11 protein-coding genes are annotated in these 16,844 nt (G+C 62.0%); 2 read left to right on the top strand and 9 right to left on the bottom strand.

Annotated features, from left to right (window positions below; all coding sequences use genetic code 11):
* On the top strand, positions 1-1,105 hold a 1,105-nt coding region (locus OXG98_06665), incomplete at its 5' end, for a TonB-dependent receptor (protein ID MCY3771685.1).
* Positions 1,106-1,310: 205 nt separating this feature from the next.
* The gene (locus OXG98_06660; GenBank protein MCY3771684.1) at positions 1,311-1,964 is read left to right on the top strand and encodes a GPP34 family phosphoprotein; all 654 of its coding nucleotides are present in this window, start codon (positions 1,311-1,313) and stop codon (positions 1,962-1,964) included.
* Positions 1,965-2,104: 140 nt separating this feature from the next.
* Here the strand turns inward: OXG98_06660 and OXG98_06655 are convergent, their stop codons facing one another.
* The 9 genes from OXG98_06655 to OXG98_06615 all read right to left on the bottom strand — a co-directional run.
* Positions 2,105-3,409, bottom strand: a complete 1,305-nt coding sequence (locus tag OXG98_06655; GenBank protein ID MCY3771683.1) for an anaerobic sulfatase maturase — start codon at positions 3,407-3,409, stop codon at positions 2,105-2,107.
* 96 nt (positions 3,410-3,505) lie between these two features.
* Entirely contained in the window at positions 3,506-5,032 is a 1,527-nt protein-coding gene (locus tag OXG98_06650) for a sulfatase-like hydrolase/transferase (GenBank protein ID MCY3771682.1), read from the bottom strand.
* Positions 5,033-5,099: 67 nt separating this feature from the next.
* The gene (locus OXG98_06645; protein MCY3771681.1) at positions 5,100-6,485 is read right to left on the bottom strand and encodes a hypothetical protein; all 1,386 of its coding nucleotides are present in this window, start codon (positions 6,483-6,485) and stop codon (positions 5,100-5,102) included.
* 42 nt (positions 6,486-6,527) lie between these two features.
* Positions 6,528-7,877: a sulfatase-like hydrolase/transferase gene (locus tag OXG98_06640; GenBank protein MCY3771680.1), complete on the bottom strand. Its 1,350-nt coding sequence runs from the start codon at positions 7,875-7,877 to the stop codon at positions 6,528-6,530.
* Positions 7,878-7,886: 9 nt separating this feature from the next.
* Entirely contained in the window at positions 7,887-8,711 is an 825-nt protein-coding gene (locus OXG98_06635) for a phytanoyl-CoA dioxygenase family protein (GenBank protein MCY3771679.1), read from the bottom strand.
* 139 nt (positions 8,712-8,850) lie between these two features.
* Positions 8,851-11,928 carry an efflux RND transporter permease subunit gene (locus tag OXG98_06630; protein ID MCY3771678.1) on the bottom strand — a complete coding sequence of 1,026 codons (3,078 nt, stop codon included), beginning with the start codon at positions 11,926-11,928 and terminating at the stop codon, positions 8,851-8,853.
* A 55-nt stretch (positions 11,929-11,983) separates the two neighbouring features.
* Positions 11,984-13,087, bottom strand: a complete 1,104-nt coding sequence (locus OXG98_06625; protein ID MCY3771677.1) for an efflux RND transporter periplasmic adaptor subunit — start codon at positions 13,085-13,087, stop codon at positions 11,984-11,986.
* Positions 13,084-15,486: a TolC family protein gene (locus tag OXG98_06620; protein MCY3771676.1), complete on the bottom strand. Its 2,403-nt coding sequence runs from the start codon at positions 15,484-15,486 to the stop codon at positions 13,084-13,086. The genes OXG98_06625 and OXG98_06620 overlap by 4 nt, the downstream gene beginning before the upstream one ends.
* Positions 15,487-15,548: 62 nt before the next feature.
* A partial coding sequence (locus OXG98_06615) for a peptide ABC transporter substrate-binding protein (protein ID MCY3771675.1) occupies positions 15,549-16,844 on the bottom strand: 1,296 nt, incomplete at its 5' end.

Raw genomic sequence — 16,844 nt, 5'->3', positions numbered from 1 at the left:
CTACCAGGTCGGCCTGTACTACCTGCATGAATCGGTGGACATCGAGGATTACAACTACGATACGCTTTCCGGCGGAACCCCCGACGGATTCACGCGGCAGCACCAGGAGGCCCAGGCCTGGGCGGCGTTCCTGGCATCCACACTGCACCTGGGGGATGTGCTGGAAGTCGCTGGGGGACTTCGGTTTTCCCATGACGAGAAGGACTACACGGCATGGCGGGACGAGGCGCCCGCGGTCACCCGGGCCGGCACGCTCGGCCCCATTCGTCGCGGACCGGCCGACAACGCATGGAGCGGCGACCTGAGCATGCGTTATACCGCGTCGCCCCGCGTCCAGACCTACCTGCGTGCCGCGCGGGGTTTTCGCGCTCCAAGCATCCAGGGCCGCCTGCTCTTCGGCGATGAGGTATCCATAGCCGGGACGGAAACGATACACTCTTTCGAAGGCGGAGCCAAAATGCGCCTGTGGGACGGTCGTCTCCACCTCGACCTGGCCGCGTTTTACTACCGGCTGCGGAACCAACAACTCACCGCCGTGGGCGGCGAGACCAACTTCAACCGGCTTGTTAACGCGGACAGGACCCTGGGAAGGGGATTCGAGGCGGAGGTAGCCCTCGCGCCGCTGTGCGGGTTACTGATCACGGGCGGACTGAGCTACAATCATACCAGAATCGACGATAAGCGTCTCGCCGTGCAATCCTGCGGCGCGCCGTGCACCGTGCTGGATCCCCCGGGCCCGGAGCCCGGTACGGTCCTGATCGACGGCAACGGGCTGCCCCAGGCGCCGCGATGGATTGCGGACGCCGCCGTGCGCTACCCGGCGGCCCTGCCGGACGGCTCATTCCTGGTTGCCTCGGGCGACCTGGCCTTTCGCAGCGCGGTGCGTTTCTTTCTCTACGAATCCGTGGAATTTCAGGACGACCGGCTGCTGGAATGCGGCGTGCGTCTTTCATACCTGGTGCGGGACACCGGGACGGAGATCTCCCTTGTCGGCCGAAACATCTTCGATGACGTATCGCTCACAGGCGGCATCGATTTTAACAACCTGACCGGTTTCGTCAACGAACCGCCCTACTGGGGCGTGGAACTGGCGCACCATTTCTAATGCGCGTTCTAATGCGCGCGAGCCGGATTTTACAGGGACCTAAACCTCTTGACATGGAACTGTTTTTTGGACACGTATGAAGTGTAGCAGTACGTTATGTATCGCTATGTATCGTAAGTCGATTGCTGAATCTAAAAGGATATTGAATATCCGATAGAACCGTAACGGCGAGCGCGTTCTTCGACCTTACAACACGGGAGATACGATGTTAAGATTCGCGGAAGAGATCATGCTGCTCATGCTCGACGACGACGGAAAGTTCGTAAGCGTGCCCGACCGCCTGTTACGGTATGGTCTTGCCGGCGGCGTACTGATGGACCTGGCGCTTGAAAACCGCATCGACACCGATGTCGACAAGCTGGTACTCGTGGACTCGACCCCCGTGGATGACAACCTCCTCGACCCCTTGCTCGCGGATATCGCGGCGTCATCAGAAACCCATGGAGCGCGGTATTGGATCGAGCACGCCGTCGACCAGGCTGACGATATCCGGGAAACGGCCATCGACAGGCTCGTGGAACGGGGCATCCTGAACAGGGAAGAAGGTCAGTTCCTCTGGGTATTCCGGTCGCGGCGCTATCCGACCATCGACGGAACGGCCGAGCGCGAAGTCAAACTCCGAATCATGGAAGTGTTGTTCAGCGAAAAAATCCCCAGTCCCCGCGATGTCGTGATCATCAACCTCGCCCACGCGTGCAACCTCTTCAAGGAGATCCTTTCCGCGCGGGAACTCGCACAGGCCGCCGAACGCATCGACCAGGTGCGCAAGCTGGACCTCATAGGCCAGGCCATGTCGAGGGCGATATCGGATATCGAACTGTCGCTTACCCTCGCCGTGGAACGCGGCTACTACATATAGCGCCGGACACAGGGTGGTTCGGCCTGCAGGGTCGTCACGGAAGTTGCGCGCGGCTGTTCGTTGCAGATGTTGTGCGCGCGGCAGGATCGCCGTCGCTGTTATGCGCGCGCCCGGGTCGTCTTGGAAGTCGCGCCGCCTGCCTACTTCCCGTGACACCGCTTGAACTTCAGACCGCTTCCGCACGGACACGGATCGTTTCGTCCCACCGTTCGGAAGCGTTCTTGTTTCCTGTGGTCGGCCTCGCGCTGCCGGATAAAGGACATCACGTTGGCGGGGGCCCGCCGGTGATGCAGTTCATTGGCCATGAACCGCATGGGGCCGTCGATGTGATGGAAGAAGGCCTTGTACCCCTCGCACAGGTAGTTCAGGCCCGGCTCGCCGTCGGGCGTCCTGATGATGCGGTTCTTCGGACATCCCCCGTTGCAGATGAACCGCACGTCGCATGACAGGCAATACTGCGGCAACGTGTCCAGCTTGGCCTGTCCGAAGGCTCGTTGCTGCTCGGACAGGACCATCTCCATCATGGGGATCTCGGTGATATTGCCCAGCAGGTAATCCGGCTCCACGTAGTGGTCGCAGGCGTAGAGGTCCCCGTTGTGCTCCAGGGCGAGCGCGTCGCCGCAGGTCTCCATGAAAATGCAGAGTCCCGGGCTCTGGCCGGACCAGGCGGCGAGCGACACGTCGAAGATCTGCACGTACATTTTCCCCACGTCCCTTCGCACCCATTCGTCGAAAATCCGGATCAGGAAACGGCCGTACTGCTTTCCGGTTACCGATCGGTTCGTCACCTCGTTACCTTCCTGGTACCCGGTATCGTTGTCCCGCTCCACGATGGGGATGAACTGAAGGAACCGCGTCTTGACTACATCCCGCATGAAGCGGTACACCTCGACGGGGTGCTCCGCGTTTGCCGCGTGCACCGTGGTCAGGATGTTGAACTCGACCTCGTGGGTCCGCATCATTTCCGCCGCGCCCATCACCACATCGAAGGTGGGCTTGCCGCCCTTATCGACCCGGTAGGCGTCGTGCAGCACCCGGGGGCCATCCAGGCTCAGGCCGATCAGGAAGTCGTTTTCGTGGAAGAAACGGCACCAGTCCGCGTCGAGTAGCGTACCGTTGGTCTGCAGGGAGTTGAAGATACGCGTATTGGGCTTCTGGTGTTTCTTCTGGAGTTCGACGGCCTTCTGGAAGAACTCGAGTCCCATGAGAGTGGGCTCGCCGCCCTGCCAGGCGAAGGTGACTTCCGGCACCTGCTGGGCGTCGATGTACTGCCGGACGTATTCCTCGAGCAGGTCGTCGGACATGCGGAACCTGCTGCCGGGGTACAGGTCCTCTTTGGCAAGGAAGTAGCAGTACTTGCAGTCGAGGTTGCAGATGGCCCCCCGGGGTTTCATCATCACGTGAAAGGCCGGGACCGGGACCGGATCTCCTCCGGCGGACGGCATGGCCGATGCCGGGACTGCGGTGGTTGCGTCGACTGGGTTCACGTTCGCCTCAGGTTGCACGCGCTTTCGAGCGCGGTTCGTCAGGGATGGCGGGGCTTATCGCCGGCCGCGCCGGATCCAGTGATCCAGCACATCGCGCGGATGACCGGGAAACCCCCGCACGCCGCGCGACCGGTCGAACTGGTAGATGCGTGTGGCCTTCCACTTCGTGTAGGGAAAGGACCGCAGGCTGTTGCCCTCCAGGGCGTCGGAGGCGCCCGGATGCCCGCAAGCCTGCACGCCGCGCCGGTACAGATCGTCGGCAGCATCCCGATCCGTCGCGGCCCGGTTCACCACTTCGGCCGGATCTTCGGCCGTGTTGAACAGTTGCTCTCTCCCGCCATTTGCAAGGTAAATATACTTCCAGTCGCCGCTTCGGACCATGATTTTGAACCGGTCCGTCCCCGGTTCACCGTAGTACCCGAAGAGCGTTTCCCTGGGCGCGGGGCTTCCGTCGATCACGCCGAGCACGTCCACGCCGTCGCGCACCTGGGGCTGTCCGGCCGCGTGAGTGGCGATGGCGAAGAGATCGGTCAGGCAGACCAGGTCGTCTCGACGAACGTCCCGCGGCAGGCGGTCGGGCCAGCTTACCAGGAAGGGCACCCGCGCCGAGACGTCAAAGAAACTCTCCTTCTGCCACGCGGTATGATCCCCGAGGTGGTCGCCGTGATCCGAAAAAAAGCAGATGACGGTGTTGCCGGCGTCCTCGCGGGCCTCGACGGCGTCCAGGATCCGTCCCAGGCAATCGTCGATATAGGTGATCTCTCCGTAGTAACGTGCCCTGAGCACCCGGGTCGACGCATCGTTGATTTCGTCCGCCCAGATGATCCGGTTCATGAAGGGAATCTGCTCGTCCAGGTGGTCCACCGTAAGATCGCCGCGCACCGGGCCCGGCATGCGGTCGGGGTCGTAGATCCGGTTGAAGGGCACGGGAGGCGCGAAGGGTGGATGGGGGCCGATGAAGGACACGAAACCGAAAAACGGCCGGTCATCGGATGCGCGCAGCGCTTCGATCGCGCGGTCCGCGGCCCAGGATTCTACGGTCAGGTGGGCGGGCAGCGGGCTCACCTGGGGCATGTAGTACATTTCGGTCCGCTCCCCCATCAGCGCCTCGACATAGTCGAAATCCGGATGCTCTCGGGCGATCCAGCCCGCGTAGGCCTCCTCTCGCCGCTGCTCCGGACTGCCGTAGAGCTCTTCGCTGTGGTGCTGGGATTCATAACCCATGTCCTCGTTCCACGGGGACGTGTGGAACTTCCCCACGCCAAATGTACGGTAGCCCGCAGCCGAGAGCGTACGGGCGAGATAGTCCCCGCACCGGCCCTCGAGCGTGTCGGCCTGGCCGGGTACGGGCTCGGACCGGCCGTTGCTGAATATGCGGGTCGTGGGCGGGTCGCATCCCGTGCGGATGGTCGTCCGCGCCGCCACGCAGACGGGACAAGTCGAGTACCCCTGCGTAAACGACACGCCCCGGTGCACAAGGCGGTCCAGGTTGGGGGTGTATATATGCTCGTTGCCCAGCGCGGCGATAGTATCGAAGCGCTGCTGGTCCGTCATGATGAAGAGGATATTGGGACGGGTCATCGGGTTTCCTCTCCCGGTGCTGTCGCCGGAGACGGTCGATCGCGTCTAATGTGCGTTATCAAGGTGCTCAACGGGCATGCCGCCAGATGCGCTTGTCGTCGCTGAGGTACCCGTATCGGTTGATCCATACCCCGTGGGCCGGACTTTCCGCCACGACCCGGAAACGCCGGACGAAATCATGCAGGGGGCCGTAGCCGTGCATGAGCGGCGTGACGAGTGCGCGCCCGTTCACCTCCGCGCAGACCTGCTCGATCCGCCGCCGCTGCGCGTCGTCGGGGACCGGGTGGGGTTCGTCGGGACCGGGATACCCGTACGCATCGATCCGGGTGGCCGTGATTTCATCTCCGAGGTCGAAGAGATGGGCGAGCGACCGCACCAGGAGCCGTTCATCCAGACCGGGATTATGCTCCAGCAGCGTCCGCCCCCAGAATTCCACCATGACCGACCAGTGCATGGTATACAGCTTGGGGGAAACCGCGTCGCAAATCTCCGACGCCCCGCGGAAATCGAAGCCGGTCCACAGGGTGAGGGGCGCCATGAAGGCGTTGGCCGACAGCTCCTTTTCGGAGCCGCCGTGCGTCGTGATGACCGACCTCCAGTGTCGCAGCAGGTCGTTGGACAGGGCGGATTTCAGGCGCAGCCATTCCACGATGCCCGGAAAGGACCGGAAAACTGCGGCCAGCGTAGCCGCGCCCCTGCCGGGCCCGCTGATGTCGAGCAGGTCCCGGTTTTCGAGCCGTCCGTGCAGGTAGTCGTAGGCCGCCCGCACGTCCCGGCGGATGGCCTCGTAGTCGAACTGGTTTTCCGAAGCCCAGCGCGCCACCTGGGGATTGAAATCCTGGAAGGCCTCGTCCAGCTTGTAACAGGGGTACTCGGGCCAGTCCGGCCGAAAGCCGGTTACCCGGGGATACTGTTCAAGCAGGTCGCGTACGTAGGCGGCAATGTACGCCCGGATCGCCCCGCTGGCGAGGCAACCCGTGTCGGCCATGCGGTCCGGCAGCTGTCCGTCCGGCTTCTTCGGCCGGTCATCATCCAACAGTCCCGGCGGCGTCGCGCCGCTCAGCTGCAGATAGACCTTGAGTCCGCGTTCCATCGCCGCGTCGATGAACCGTTCGATCAGGTCGCCGTGGGCGTCCGTCAGTTCGTTGGGTTCACGGGGCTTGTACGGGGTTTCTGCATAATACGACAGACGAGGCTTGTAGCTCGGTGCGCTCCGCACCCAAAGCGAACGCCGGCCCCACAAGGGTCGATCGAAGAGGCGGGGACTGCTGCCGGCGTCGCTGGGCGGCTGGAAGGAACCGACGCCTTCCTCGGACGGCGCGGTCACCGTGGGATTCACCGCCACGGCGGTAGCGCCGGCACGCTCCACCAGGTTGTCCAGCACGGCGTCCACCCCTTCGTTCAGGATGAAATCGGCCAGGACGGTGATGCCCAGCAGTCGCTTTTCGCTCATCTTCCCGTTCTCGTGGTTTCTCGGTTAGGCATCGTTCGGCATTCACTCGCCGGTCGACATGGCTGTGAGCTGCGCTTCGATGAATCGGTCCGCCCGGCCGTTCTCCGCCTCGGGATCGCAGATCGAACGGAGTTCCTTCTCCAGGTCGGCGGCCACCGCGGGGTGCGCCTCATAGACGCTCTGAAGCTCATCGGGGTCGAGGTCCAGGTCGAACAGCTGGTGGGGCGCTCCGACGTGATGAAGATACTTCCACTTGCCCTTTCGGATCATGAAGGCGCTGTACCTGGCCCCGTGGCCATGGTATTCCGAGAACACCACGCGCCGGTCGTTATTTTCCGGTACGTCTTGCAGCGGACGGCCCACCCAGTCCATTGGCCGTTCCGCGCCGCTCGAAGCGAACAGGCTCGCCTGGACATCGTGGAGGTCCACCGGCGTTGAAACACGGACCCCGGACGGGAAGTCGGGCCCCGCCGCGATGCAGGGGATGCGGCTCGCGTCTTCGTAGAGGGAGCATTTCCACCACATGCCGAACTTGCCGAGCATCTCCCCGTGGTCCGACGTATAGATGACATTGGTATCGTCGTACAGGCCCGACGCTTTCAGCGCCTCGACCAGACGCGCCAGTTGGCGGTCCACGAAGGTCACACAGGCAAGGTACCCGCGGCGCTGGCCCCGCACCTGGTCCTCGGTGAACAGGTCCGTCTGGAAATGTTCACGCACTTCACGGGCCCGGGGATGGTTCGCCGTCTCCTCGTCGACCCCGTATTCCGGCAGGTCGCCGCCCCGGGGAAAGAGGTCCCACAACTCCTGGGAGGTGTAGTGGGGGAAATGGGGATGGATGATGTTTACCGTGAGGGTCCAGGGCTGCCCCAGCGAAGGCGCGGTATGCGTCAGCCAGTCCACGGCCGCGTCGACGCGTTCCAGGTCGAGGCGGAGATGTGACTCCTTTACCCCGAACTGGGCGGCCCGTTCCGCGGCGGCCCGCCTGATCCGGAACGGCCGCCGTCCGATTTCCGGGTCGCCGGAGCCCGTTTTCTCCCGGGCAAGGCGCGTCTCGCGGAAACCCAACTCGCTACTCGGCGCGAAGACGTGCGTTTTGCCCACGTGCACGGAATACACGCCCTGTTCTGACAAGGCGCCCCCGTAGGTGGGTATATCCGGGTCGACGCCGATGGTGCAGTTGGAATAGGCCTGGATCTCGTGCACCCTGCGCCCCGTCATGAAGGCGGACCGGCTGGGTGTGCAGAGAGGCGACGGGCAGTAGGCGTTCTCGTAGGTGACGCCGGTCTCCGCCAATCGGTCCATGGCCGGCGTCTGGACGAAAGGATGACCGTAGACCGAGGAATAGAAGGGATTGTGCTCATCGGAGATGAGCAGGAGGACATTGGCCATGCGCGGACCTCATTTCCCCTCAAGAAAGGCCTTGAGCGGCACGTCCTCTTCTTCCGGCAGGTAGTAGCTCAGCGCGTCGCCCACCTCGCCGATCAACTGCTTCTGCAGGGGTGTGCAACGGTCCACGAGGGACTTCGGCATCTGGATATAGTCCATGGGCTTCACCCACCGGTACGCGTATCCCATGAAGATGGTCCTGCGGTCGTGGCCGCACCAGTTGTGGCCGATACTGTGAAAGGTGCGCTGCTCGAACAGGAAGGCGCTTCCGGCCGGCAGGTTCATCTGGATGGCGCCGTAGGGCCAGCCCGTGGCCGGATCCCTGGGCGGCTCCCCCGTAATCCGGTTGCTGCCGGGCACCAGCGAAGTGGCCCCGGAGGAAGGATCGGTCTGGTCACTGAGCACGTAGGCAATCTTCAGCAGGATACGGGGATGGGGTTCCTGCATTTCGACGAAAGACCGGCCGCCGTCTCGGTGCATGCCGTGTCCGCGCCTGGCCTCCTCGGTGGGTTCCGGCCCCGAGGGCAGCACGATGAGGTGGGAGGTGATCATCTGGATGTTCCAACTGAGCGCGCCCCAGGCCAGGGGAATGGTCGCCGGCCAGTCGAGCAACTGCAAAAAGGCGTCGTGGGCTACGATGCAGTTCCGCATGTTCAGGTCGCCGACTTTCCCCAGCGTGCCCTCCTTCCGGGCCCGGTCGTACACTTCGTCGATGGCCCCGTTCAACTCCCCGACGACCGCCGGAGGAAGCGCGTCTTCGATGATCAGGTAGCCGTATTGGTCGAGATGTTCCCGCTGCTCGTCGGTCATCTCGGTGTACTGGTGTCCGTTATCCATAGGATGGCCGTCCAGGGTTCTAATGCGGTTTGGTCAATATGCGGCGGCCGAGTCTGCGCGGTTTGCCGTGACCCTACGGGGCCGGTATCCTCTGTTGCAGGCGAACGGCAGCCCGGCTGTTTGCATCGATAGTGAGACTTCAGGTCCTGGTTGCGAACAGTATCTTGTATAGCACGGGCACAAAAAACAAGGTGATTACGGTCGCGAAAAGCAATCCTGACATAATGGCCACCGCCAGGGGTTCCCACATCAGACCGCCCCCCAGGTAGAGGGGAACGAGTCCCAGGGTCGTCGTACACGTGGTGAGCAGGATGGGCCGCAGACGCTGCCGGGCCGCGGCCACGATAGCCTCCTCCAGCTTGCGTCCGAACCGGTCCCGCTCGATCCCGATTCGGTCCAGCAGCACAATCGCGTTGTTGATGACGATCCCGGCCAGGGCGATCAGGCCGAGCAGGGCGAAGAACCCAAAGTACGAGCGCAGAACGAGGAGTCCGATCACGACCCCGATCAGGCCGAGGGGAATCGTGCTCAGTACGATGAACGTCCTGCGGAAGGAATTGAACTGGACGATCAACAGACCCAGAATGATGAAGGCCGACAGCGGCAACTTGGCCAGGACCGCGCCGAAAGCTTCGGCGCTTTGTTCCGCTTCGCCGCCCAGATCGTAACGATATTCCGATTTCCAGGATATGCTGTCTTCCTCGAGCCAGGGGACGAGCACGTCGATGACATCCCGCGCGGTATTACCGGCTCTGGCATCGCAGGATACGGTAAGCGTGCGGTGAAGGTCGCGACGCAGGATTTTCGCGTATTGCCACTGGGGCACGATCTGCGCCACCTGCCCCAGCGGCACGTTGTCGCCTGACCCCTGCGCATAGATGTTGATGCTTTCCAACTGGCGCACGTCCACTTCCTGGCTGTTTTCGTTTCGCAGTATGATGGGAATACTCTGATCGCCTTCGCGGAATACACCCGTATTGAAACCGGTGAGGGCGGTTTGCAGCGAGAGGGCGATATCCTGGTTGGTCAACCCGGCACGCCGGGCCCTGGACTGGTCGATGTCGATGGTGATCTTCTTGATTTTGGGGCCCCAGTCATCGCCGATATTCTGCGTTCCCGCGATTTCACTGAGCTTCCGCTTGATCCGCTCAGAGATAGCGAACAACTCGTCGGGATCGGGCCCGACTATCCGCACGCTCACGTCCGAGCCCCCTCCACCACCGCCGGCCAGTCCGGCAACCCTGACTTTGGCGTCCGGGAAGGAGCGGAAGCAGAAGGCATCGAGGCGGTCGATCACCCACTGGTTGTCTTCGCCCGAGCTCGTATTGAGCAGCAGGTGGGCGTAGCCCGAATTCGCTTCGCCCGGCTGATAGCCCAGATCGTAGGACATCGGCCCTGCGCCGATAAAACTCGACCAGTCCACTACCCCCCGTCGCCGTTCGCCTACCAGCAGACTATCCGCCAGATAAGCCTCGATTTGATCCACATGGGCGGTCGTCGTTTCGATTTTGGTACCCAGGGGCAGATTCATGTCCAGGGTAACCAGGTTGCGTTCACTGTCGGATGTGAAGATGAAAGGCAACAGGCCAAAACCGAAAACGGAAAGGACGAACAGTCCGGCGATTGCGGTGGTAAACGACCATGGCCGATCGAGCGCTTTTTGAAGCGACCTCGCGTAAATCACGGTCAACCGTTGAAAGAACGAACGGTCGTCCTCCGCTTCCGCAGTCCGTCGTTTTACCTTGATGAAGAACACCGATAACAGAGCGACGACCGTCAGGGAAAGCAGCCACGAGGACAACAGTGCGATGGTAATCACACTGAATAGGGGCCGGACGATCTCGCCCATGATCGATTCGGCGAGAAAGAAGCACAGGAAGGCGGCAGATGTCGTCAGGGAGGAGACCAGGAGCGGTACGGCCAGCTCCCGGGTCGATTCAATAGCGGCATCAACGGGATCGGCGCCGTTTTCCATCTTGACCATGATCGATTCGGTTACCACGATGGAATTGTCCACCAGCAGTCCCAGTGCCATGATCAGCGCGGCCAGTGAGACCTGGTTGAGACCAAGGTCCAGCAGTCCCATGACGAAAAGCGTCGCGACGATGGCCGTGGGAATGAGGCTGGCGACCACCAGGCCGGTGCGCAGGCCCAGAAAGAACAGCATGGAAAGAAAGACGACCAGGACGCTTTGAAGGAGGTTGTTGGTGAAGTCGTTAACGGACTTTTCCACCTCGAAATCCTGGGAGGCGATCCGGTTCAGCGTAACACCGAGGGGCAACCGGTCCTGGTGAACCTCGAGCACCCGATTGATCTCTTCTCCCAATCGGATGACATTGGCCCCTTCGCTGAGCGCTACCGAAAGCGCCAGACCCGGCCGGCCGTTTATTTTAACCAGGTGCTGCCGCGGGCTGCTGTAACCCCTTACTATGTGGGTGATGTCGCCGAGGTAAACGCTTCCGCCCCTGCCCACCGGAACGAAGGTGCGCGCAAGATCTTCGAGATCGGCATAACTGCCGGTCGGTTCGAGTACGATGCGCTCATCCTCCAGACTGACTTCCCCCCCGGGATATACGATATTGGTACTTGCGATGGTGTTCCTAATCATGTTGGCGGAGAGACCGAGTTCGGCCAGCCGCGCGTCGTTGAATTCCAGGTATATCCGCTCATCCTGGATGCCGCTTATTTCCACCTCGGAAGCGTCGGGCAACTTGATCAGATCATCCCGCAGGTCCTCGGCGTAAGAACGAAGCTCGACAAAGGTGAAGCCATCGCCTGCCAGTCCGATCACAATGCCGTAAACGACCCCTAACCCCTCGTCGTTAACCGTGGGGCCGTCCGTGCCGGCGGGCAGGACCTGCTGGATGGTCTCGAGCTTGCGGCGCAGCCGATCCCACACGGCCCGGAGATCCCCCGGAGAAATCTTCTCCTTGAGTGTCACGGATACGACCGAGAGACCGGTCCGAGACTCGCTGGCGACGGTTTTCAACTCGGGCAGTTGCTGGACTACCTCTTCGATTCTGCTGGTGATGAGCGCCTCGACCCGCTCGGGACCGGCGCCTTCCAGTTTGGTCACCACCGTGGCGATACGTACCGTGTAGGGGGGCATGCTGTCGCGGGGCATAGATTGGTAGCCGGCCAGCCCCAGCAGCAATACCGCGGCCAGCACCATGAAGGTTACGCGGTTGTTTTCCAGGGAGAGTTTGGTGATGTTCATCAGCGAGGTCCGGCGAGTAACGCGGTCGGTTGATTGCCCACGCCATCCGCGCCGTTCATTCCTCCAGCAGGCTCACTTCCATCCCGTCCAGCAGGAACCTGAGTCCCGCCGTAGCGACCAGTTCCCCCTCGGCCAGCCCCTCATCGACGACAAACCCGTCCACCAGTAGTTTACCGATTCGAATGGGCCGCCTGCGGACAGTACCCCGGCGGTCTTCTACGTGATCGATGACAAAGACGTAGATTCCTTCGGCGCCTTCTCCCACTGCCTCTACGGGTACCACGAGCGGGTCGGACGGGCTATCGACGCCGAAGTGAAACGCCACTTCACCCGCCATGCCGGGCCTGATTGAGGTGGAAGGGTTATCGAGGCGTACGATGACGGGATAGGTGCTGGAAGCCCCCGGGGCGTAAGCTATTTCCTGTACGCTCGCCCCGAATTCCTGTCCGGGCAACGCCGAAAACCGCACGCGCACCGGTTGGCCGGCCCGGATCCGGGCGATATGGGCTTCCGGAACCCCCACTTCCATTTCGATATCCCTGCCCGCGTTCAGCACGACCAGGGGGGCGCCGGTCTGGATCACCTCGTTGACCTCGTTGTTCACCGCGGCGACGATGCCCGTGACGGGGGCGTAAATCTTGTTGTACCCGAGGAGGCGTTCCTGCAGGTCCAGGCTCTTCCTGGCCGATTCATAGCCGGAAGCGGCCGAGGAGAACCCGTTCTTGGCCTGTTCGTATTCAGCCAGCGAAACATTGAGGTCCTGGTAAAGTTCCCGTACGCGTATGAGGTTGGACTGGGCATTGGCTCTCTGCACCCGGGCATTCTCCAACGCGGCCCTGGACTGTTCGTAGGCGAGGACCGCGTCGCGGTCGTCCAGCGCGGCGATGAGCTGACCCTCGTCGACCCGGTCCCCCAGCTTTACCGCGATCGAATCGATGAGTCCTCCGACTCTGAAACTGAGCTTGGCTTCGATACCCGCTTTCGCGGTCCCGGCAAAACGCTGGTCTTGTGCGGCGCTGGCGCGGCGGATCTCGGCGTATTTCACGGGACGTACAGGAGGATCGGCAATCTCCGGTTCGGACCCACAGCCCACGACGACGCCCAGCGCCAGGAGATGGACTTTGAGCAGTTTCCGCTTCAGCATAGCACCTCTTTTCATGGCGTTTCCGATCTCCTGTCGAAGAAGGTCGTCAGGCGATCGACAAACGCCCCCAGTTCCTCCGAAGTCATGAGCATCGTATAGGCTCCGATGCTGTTTTCCAGTGCCAGATAGCTTACCAGGTACTCATATACGGCCGCAGTTTCCGCCTCTCGCGCGGAAAAGGCCGCGCGCTGTGCGTCTATCAGTTGGGTTATTGCCAGTTGCCCCTTGAGGTAGGCGTCCTGTACGAGTTCAAAGTTCTTCTCGGCGCTTTCGGCGGCGACACGGGCGAAACGGATATTGGTGCGCTTCGAGACCGCGTTGGTCACACGAACCCGGACGGCCTCGGAAAGCCTGTTGCGCAGGTCCTCTTCCCGGAGGCGAAGCTGGTACTGTTGCACCGCTGTCTGATCCATGGCGATCCTGCGCTGGTTGCCCTGAAAGAGAGGATAGGAAAGATGGACCGACAAATTCCACGTGACGCCGGGAAGCGTGGAGGGGCCCGGCTGCACCCCCTTGCCGCCACGGAAGTAGGTGTAGTCGGCCTGCCCGCGCAGCGCCACGGATGGAAGGTAAAACATGCGCCGGTTCAACTTCTGCTGGCGTTCTGCCGCCCTTATGTTGGCTTCAAGTTGTTTCACCGAAGGCATGTTTTTCAGGGACTCCTCGACGAGAAACTCGGTCAGGATCCGCAGATCGTGCGCGTTGTCGATCAGCCGCCCGATCCGGGTCGGGTCGAAACGTCCGAACATTTGATCGCCGAGCTCGATTTCCGCTACGTCGAAATCCTCGTCGATATCCGGCCGATTGAGCAACCGGTTGAGTTGTACCTTCGCCAGATAGAGGTTATTGAATGCCTCGATGGATGCCTGCGTAGCCTGGGCGACCTCGCTTTCCCAGCGGTACACGTCCGCTACACCGGCGTATCCCACGGCGTTCCGGGTTCTGGCGATCTCGAGGTTGCGCCGCGAAACCTCCAGATTCTCCCTCTGTATGCGCCTTGCCGTTTTGGCGAGCAGGATATCGAAATAGGCCCTCGACAGATTCAGCACCACGTCCAGCGCCACCAGGTCGGTACGATGGCGGGCGGCTTCCTCCAGGTACCGCTGGATCGTCACGTTGGCGAAGGCCGGCTCGGAAAACAGGATCTGTTGAATGCTCCCCGCCCCCGAGCCGCTGCGCTCGGGCTGCGTACCCCGGGCCAACTCCGCGGCGTCCGGATCGACCTGTAACAGCGTAGTCGAGACATCAAGTTTTGGCAGCAGTGACGACCTGGCCAGGCGAACGTCCTCACCGGCCAGATCGACGTTCTGCTGTTCGATCCGGAGTTCGATATTGTTTCTCAAGCCCTCCATAATCACTTCATGCAGGCTGAGAAGCCGATCGGCGGTCGATTCCTCGGTCTCGAGAATACGGGCCGAGAACAGGGTTTCGAATGAAAGGTTGATTCCTGTACGCTCGACGGCGGTCGCGTTAAGCACCAGCTGCTCGTCGAAGTTGAGCCTTACCGGCATTGCCGACAGATCCTCGCCCAGGACGATACCTTCCACGGTCAGGGCCAATTTGCGGATTATCTGGTCCAGGCCGTTCGAGTAACCTATACACGCCATCATCCCCGCATCCACGTAGTGCCTGCCCCTGGCAAAAGACGGCAGCTTTCGCTCGGCGAGGGCCGAGACCAGCGGAAGGATCTCTTGCGGCTGGCGTTCGAACGTCATGGTGAGGTAGACGGCGTCTGCCGCGTCGCTCACCACCGGGAACGGCGCCTCCGTCCCCCAGAAGACCAACTCCACCCGGGCGCCGAACGGCGCGGCCAGGCGATCGAAGAAACTCTGAAAATCCAGGGCGTCTTTCAGGTTCTCACTGACGATCACGGCCAGACGCGCAAACGGATGAATGTGGTGGAACGCCGCCAGGTCGTCCTGGATCGAGCCGGCGCTGAGTATATAGGTGTAATTTGATACTCCAGAGACCCCGGGTTCGACGAGGGGCATTTCCTGCAGGTCCGTGTCCATGATTCCCATGGCGATTGTCGGCTTGGGCAAAGCGCCCTGTGCGGCCAGCGTCGAAGCGCTCACGGCGCCGACGGCAATGATCAGATCGACAGACGGATCGCCGGACAGCGACGCGTATTCGGCCAGGACCCGGTCCGCTTGACCGAGTGTAACGCGTAGATGTTCGGGGAGAAAGTGGACCGACCTCTCTGCGCCCAAGACCCTGTGGATTTCCTCCTGGAGCTGTGCCAGACTGCTTTGAGGATCGGTCGTGACGGGACCGGAATCGACCAGCAGGCCGATATAGACCTCCTGCTGCCTGGACTGGGCCGACTCGACCTGGGACTGGGCCTGCACCGGCGTCCACGGCGTCAACGACACAAGGGTGAAAATCAGGATCACTATGGCCGGAATGGACTTCATTTTCTGGTTAACGTATCCTTCCCGTCCGCGAATACCGGGACGCTGGGCCCCCGGCGGGCGCCTCAGTAGTCAATGCGCCGGTCACTGTCCACGGCCTCCTTACCGATGTAGAGGTCGAAGTATGTGTTCGCGTTCCGGTAGTTGGGGAAGTTCCCCCACCGGTCTTCCCTGAATCCCTTCAGCCAGGGTTTGCGCAGCTGATAGGCCTTGACATGCCAGAGGAAGACGGCGGCGGCCTCCGAGGCGAGAATCCCCTCCGCCTCTTCGTACATCGCCATGCGCGCCTCGTGGTTCAGTTCTCCGGCTGCCGTGTCGATCAGCCGGTCGAATTCCGGGTTCAACCAGTCATGGCGTGTGTACCCCCTGGGCTGAGACCGCCAGATGATGCCCAGCATGCTGTGGGGATCGGGAAAGTCGTAGTTGAACCCGATGATGCTCATGGGAAACTCCCAGTTATACATGGCCGACCGGTACGCCGCGCCTTCCGTGTTCCGAATTTCGATCTGGATGTTCAGGTTCTCCTTGAGCATCTCCTGGATCGCCTGGGCCGCCTGGCTGATGGCGGAAGCGGGTGTGGCGTCGGCGAGCCAGATATCCATTCGCGGGAAACCCCTGCCGTCCGGATAGCCGGCCTCGGCGAGCAGCTGCCGGGCGAGCTCCACGTCGAACCGCTGGTGGTCCCTGTACTTGTCTCCCACGTAGCCGGGGAAATGGAGCGGCAGCATGGTATAGGCCGGGATCATCATTTCCTGGAGAATCGTCTCGTTGAGCGAAACCTGGTCGATGGCGTGGGCGAAGGCCTGGCGTACCTTGAGGTTGTCGAAGGGGGGCTGGCGCGTCCTGAAGAACAGGTAGATCGTCGTGAACTGGTCGTAGGACCACGCCCGTTCGTTCCACTCCGGGTCGTCGCGCAGGCCGCCGTAGACCATTGGGCTGACGTCGATCACGTCGATCTCGTCGTTTTCGTAGGGCAGTAGGCCCATGTCGTTCGCCGCGCTCACCGAGCCGACCATGGCGTTGAATATGCGGACGATCTGGCGGAGATGGCCGGGATTGGAGCCCACGTAGTACGGGTTGAGGCCGAACGTCATGTACTGGCCCGTTTTCCACGTCTCGAGCTGAAAGGGTCCGTTGGTCAGGCAGGTGCCGGCAAGCGCCCACTGGTCCCCGTACTTCTCCACTTGCCACGGCGGGACGGGCGCGGAAGTGAGGTACGCGGTGATGTGAGGCAGAAATGCGCAGGACTGCTCCGTCTCGATGACCAGGGTGTAGTCGTCCACGGCCCGGACGCCCACGGTGTCGACGTCGTCCGTTTCCCGCTGGTTGTAGGCCTTTGCGCCCTTGATGTCGTAATAGAG

It is taken from the genome of Gemmatimonadota bacterium (assembly GCA_026706345.1).
Lineage (GTDB): Bacteria > JAAXHH01 > JAAXHH01 > JAAXHH01 > JAAXHH01 > JAAXHH01.
This window is presented reverse-complemented; position numbering and strand designations above follow the sequence as displayed.

Coding starts and splice junctions, on each gene's coding strand:
- OXG98_06660 (MCY3771684.1), top strand. CDS start 1,311: ATGTTAAGATTCGCGGAAGAGATCATGCTGCTCATGCTCGACGACGAC.
- OXG98_06655 (MCY3771683.1), bottom strand. CDS start 3,409: ATGCCGTCCGCCGGAGGAGATCCGGTCCCGGTCCCGGCCTTTCACGTG.
- OXG98_06650 (MCY3771682.1), bottom strand. CDS start 5,032: ATGACCCGTCCCAATATCCTCTTCATCATGACGGACCAGCAGCGCTTC.
- OXG98_06645 (MCY3771681.1), bottom strand. CDS start 6,485: ATGAGCGAAAAGCGACTGCTGGGCATCACCGTCCTGGCCGATTTCATC.
- OXG98_06640 (MCY3771680.1), bottom strand. CDS start 7,877: ATGGCCAATGTCCTCCTGCTCATCTCCGATGAGCACAATCCCTTCTAT.
- OXG98_06635 (MCY3771679.1), bottom strand. CDS start 8,711: ATGGATAACGGACACCAGTACACCGAGATGACCGACGAGCAGCGGGAA.
- OXG98_06630 (MCY3771678.1), bottom strand. CDS start 11,928: ATGAACATCACCAAACTCTCCCTGGAAAACAACCGCGTAACCTTCATG.
- OXG98_06625 (MCY3771677.1), bottom strand. CDS start 13,087: ATGAAAAGAGGTGCTATGCTGAAGCGGAAACTGCTCAAAGTCCATCTC.
- OXG98_06620 (MCY3771676.1), bottom strand. CDS start 15,486: ATGAAGTCCATTCCGGCCATAGTGATCCTGATTTTCACCCTTGTGTCG.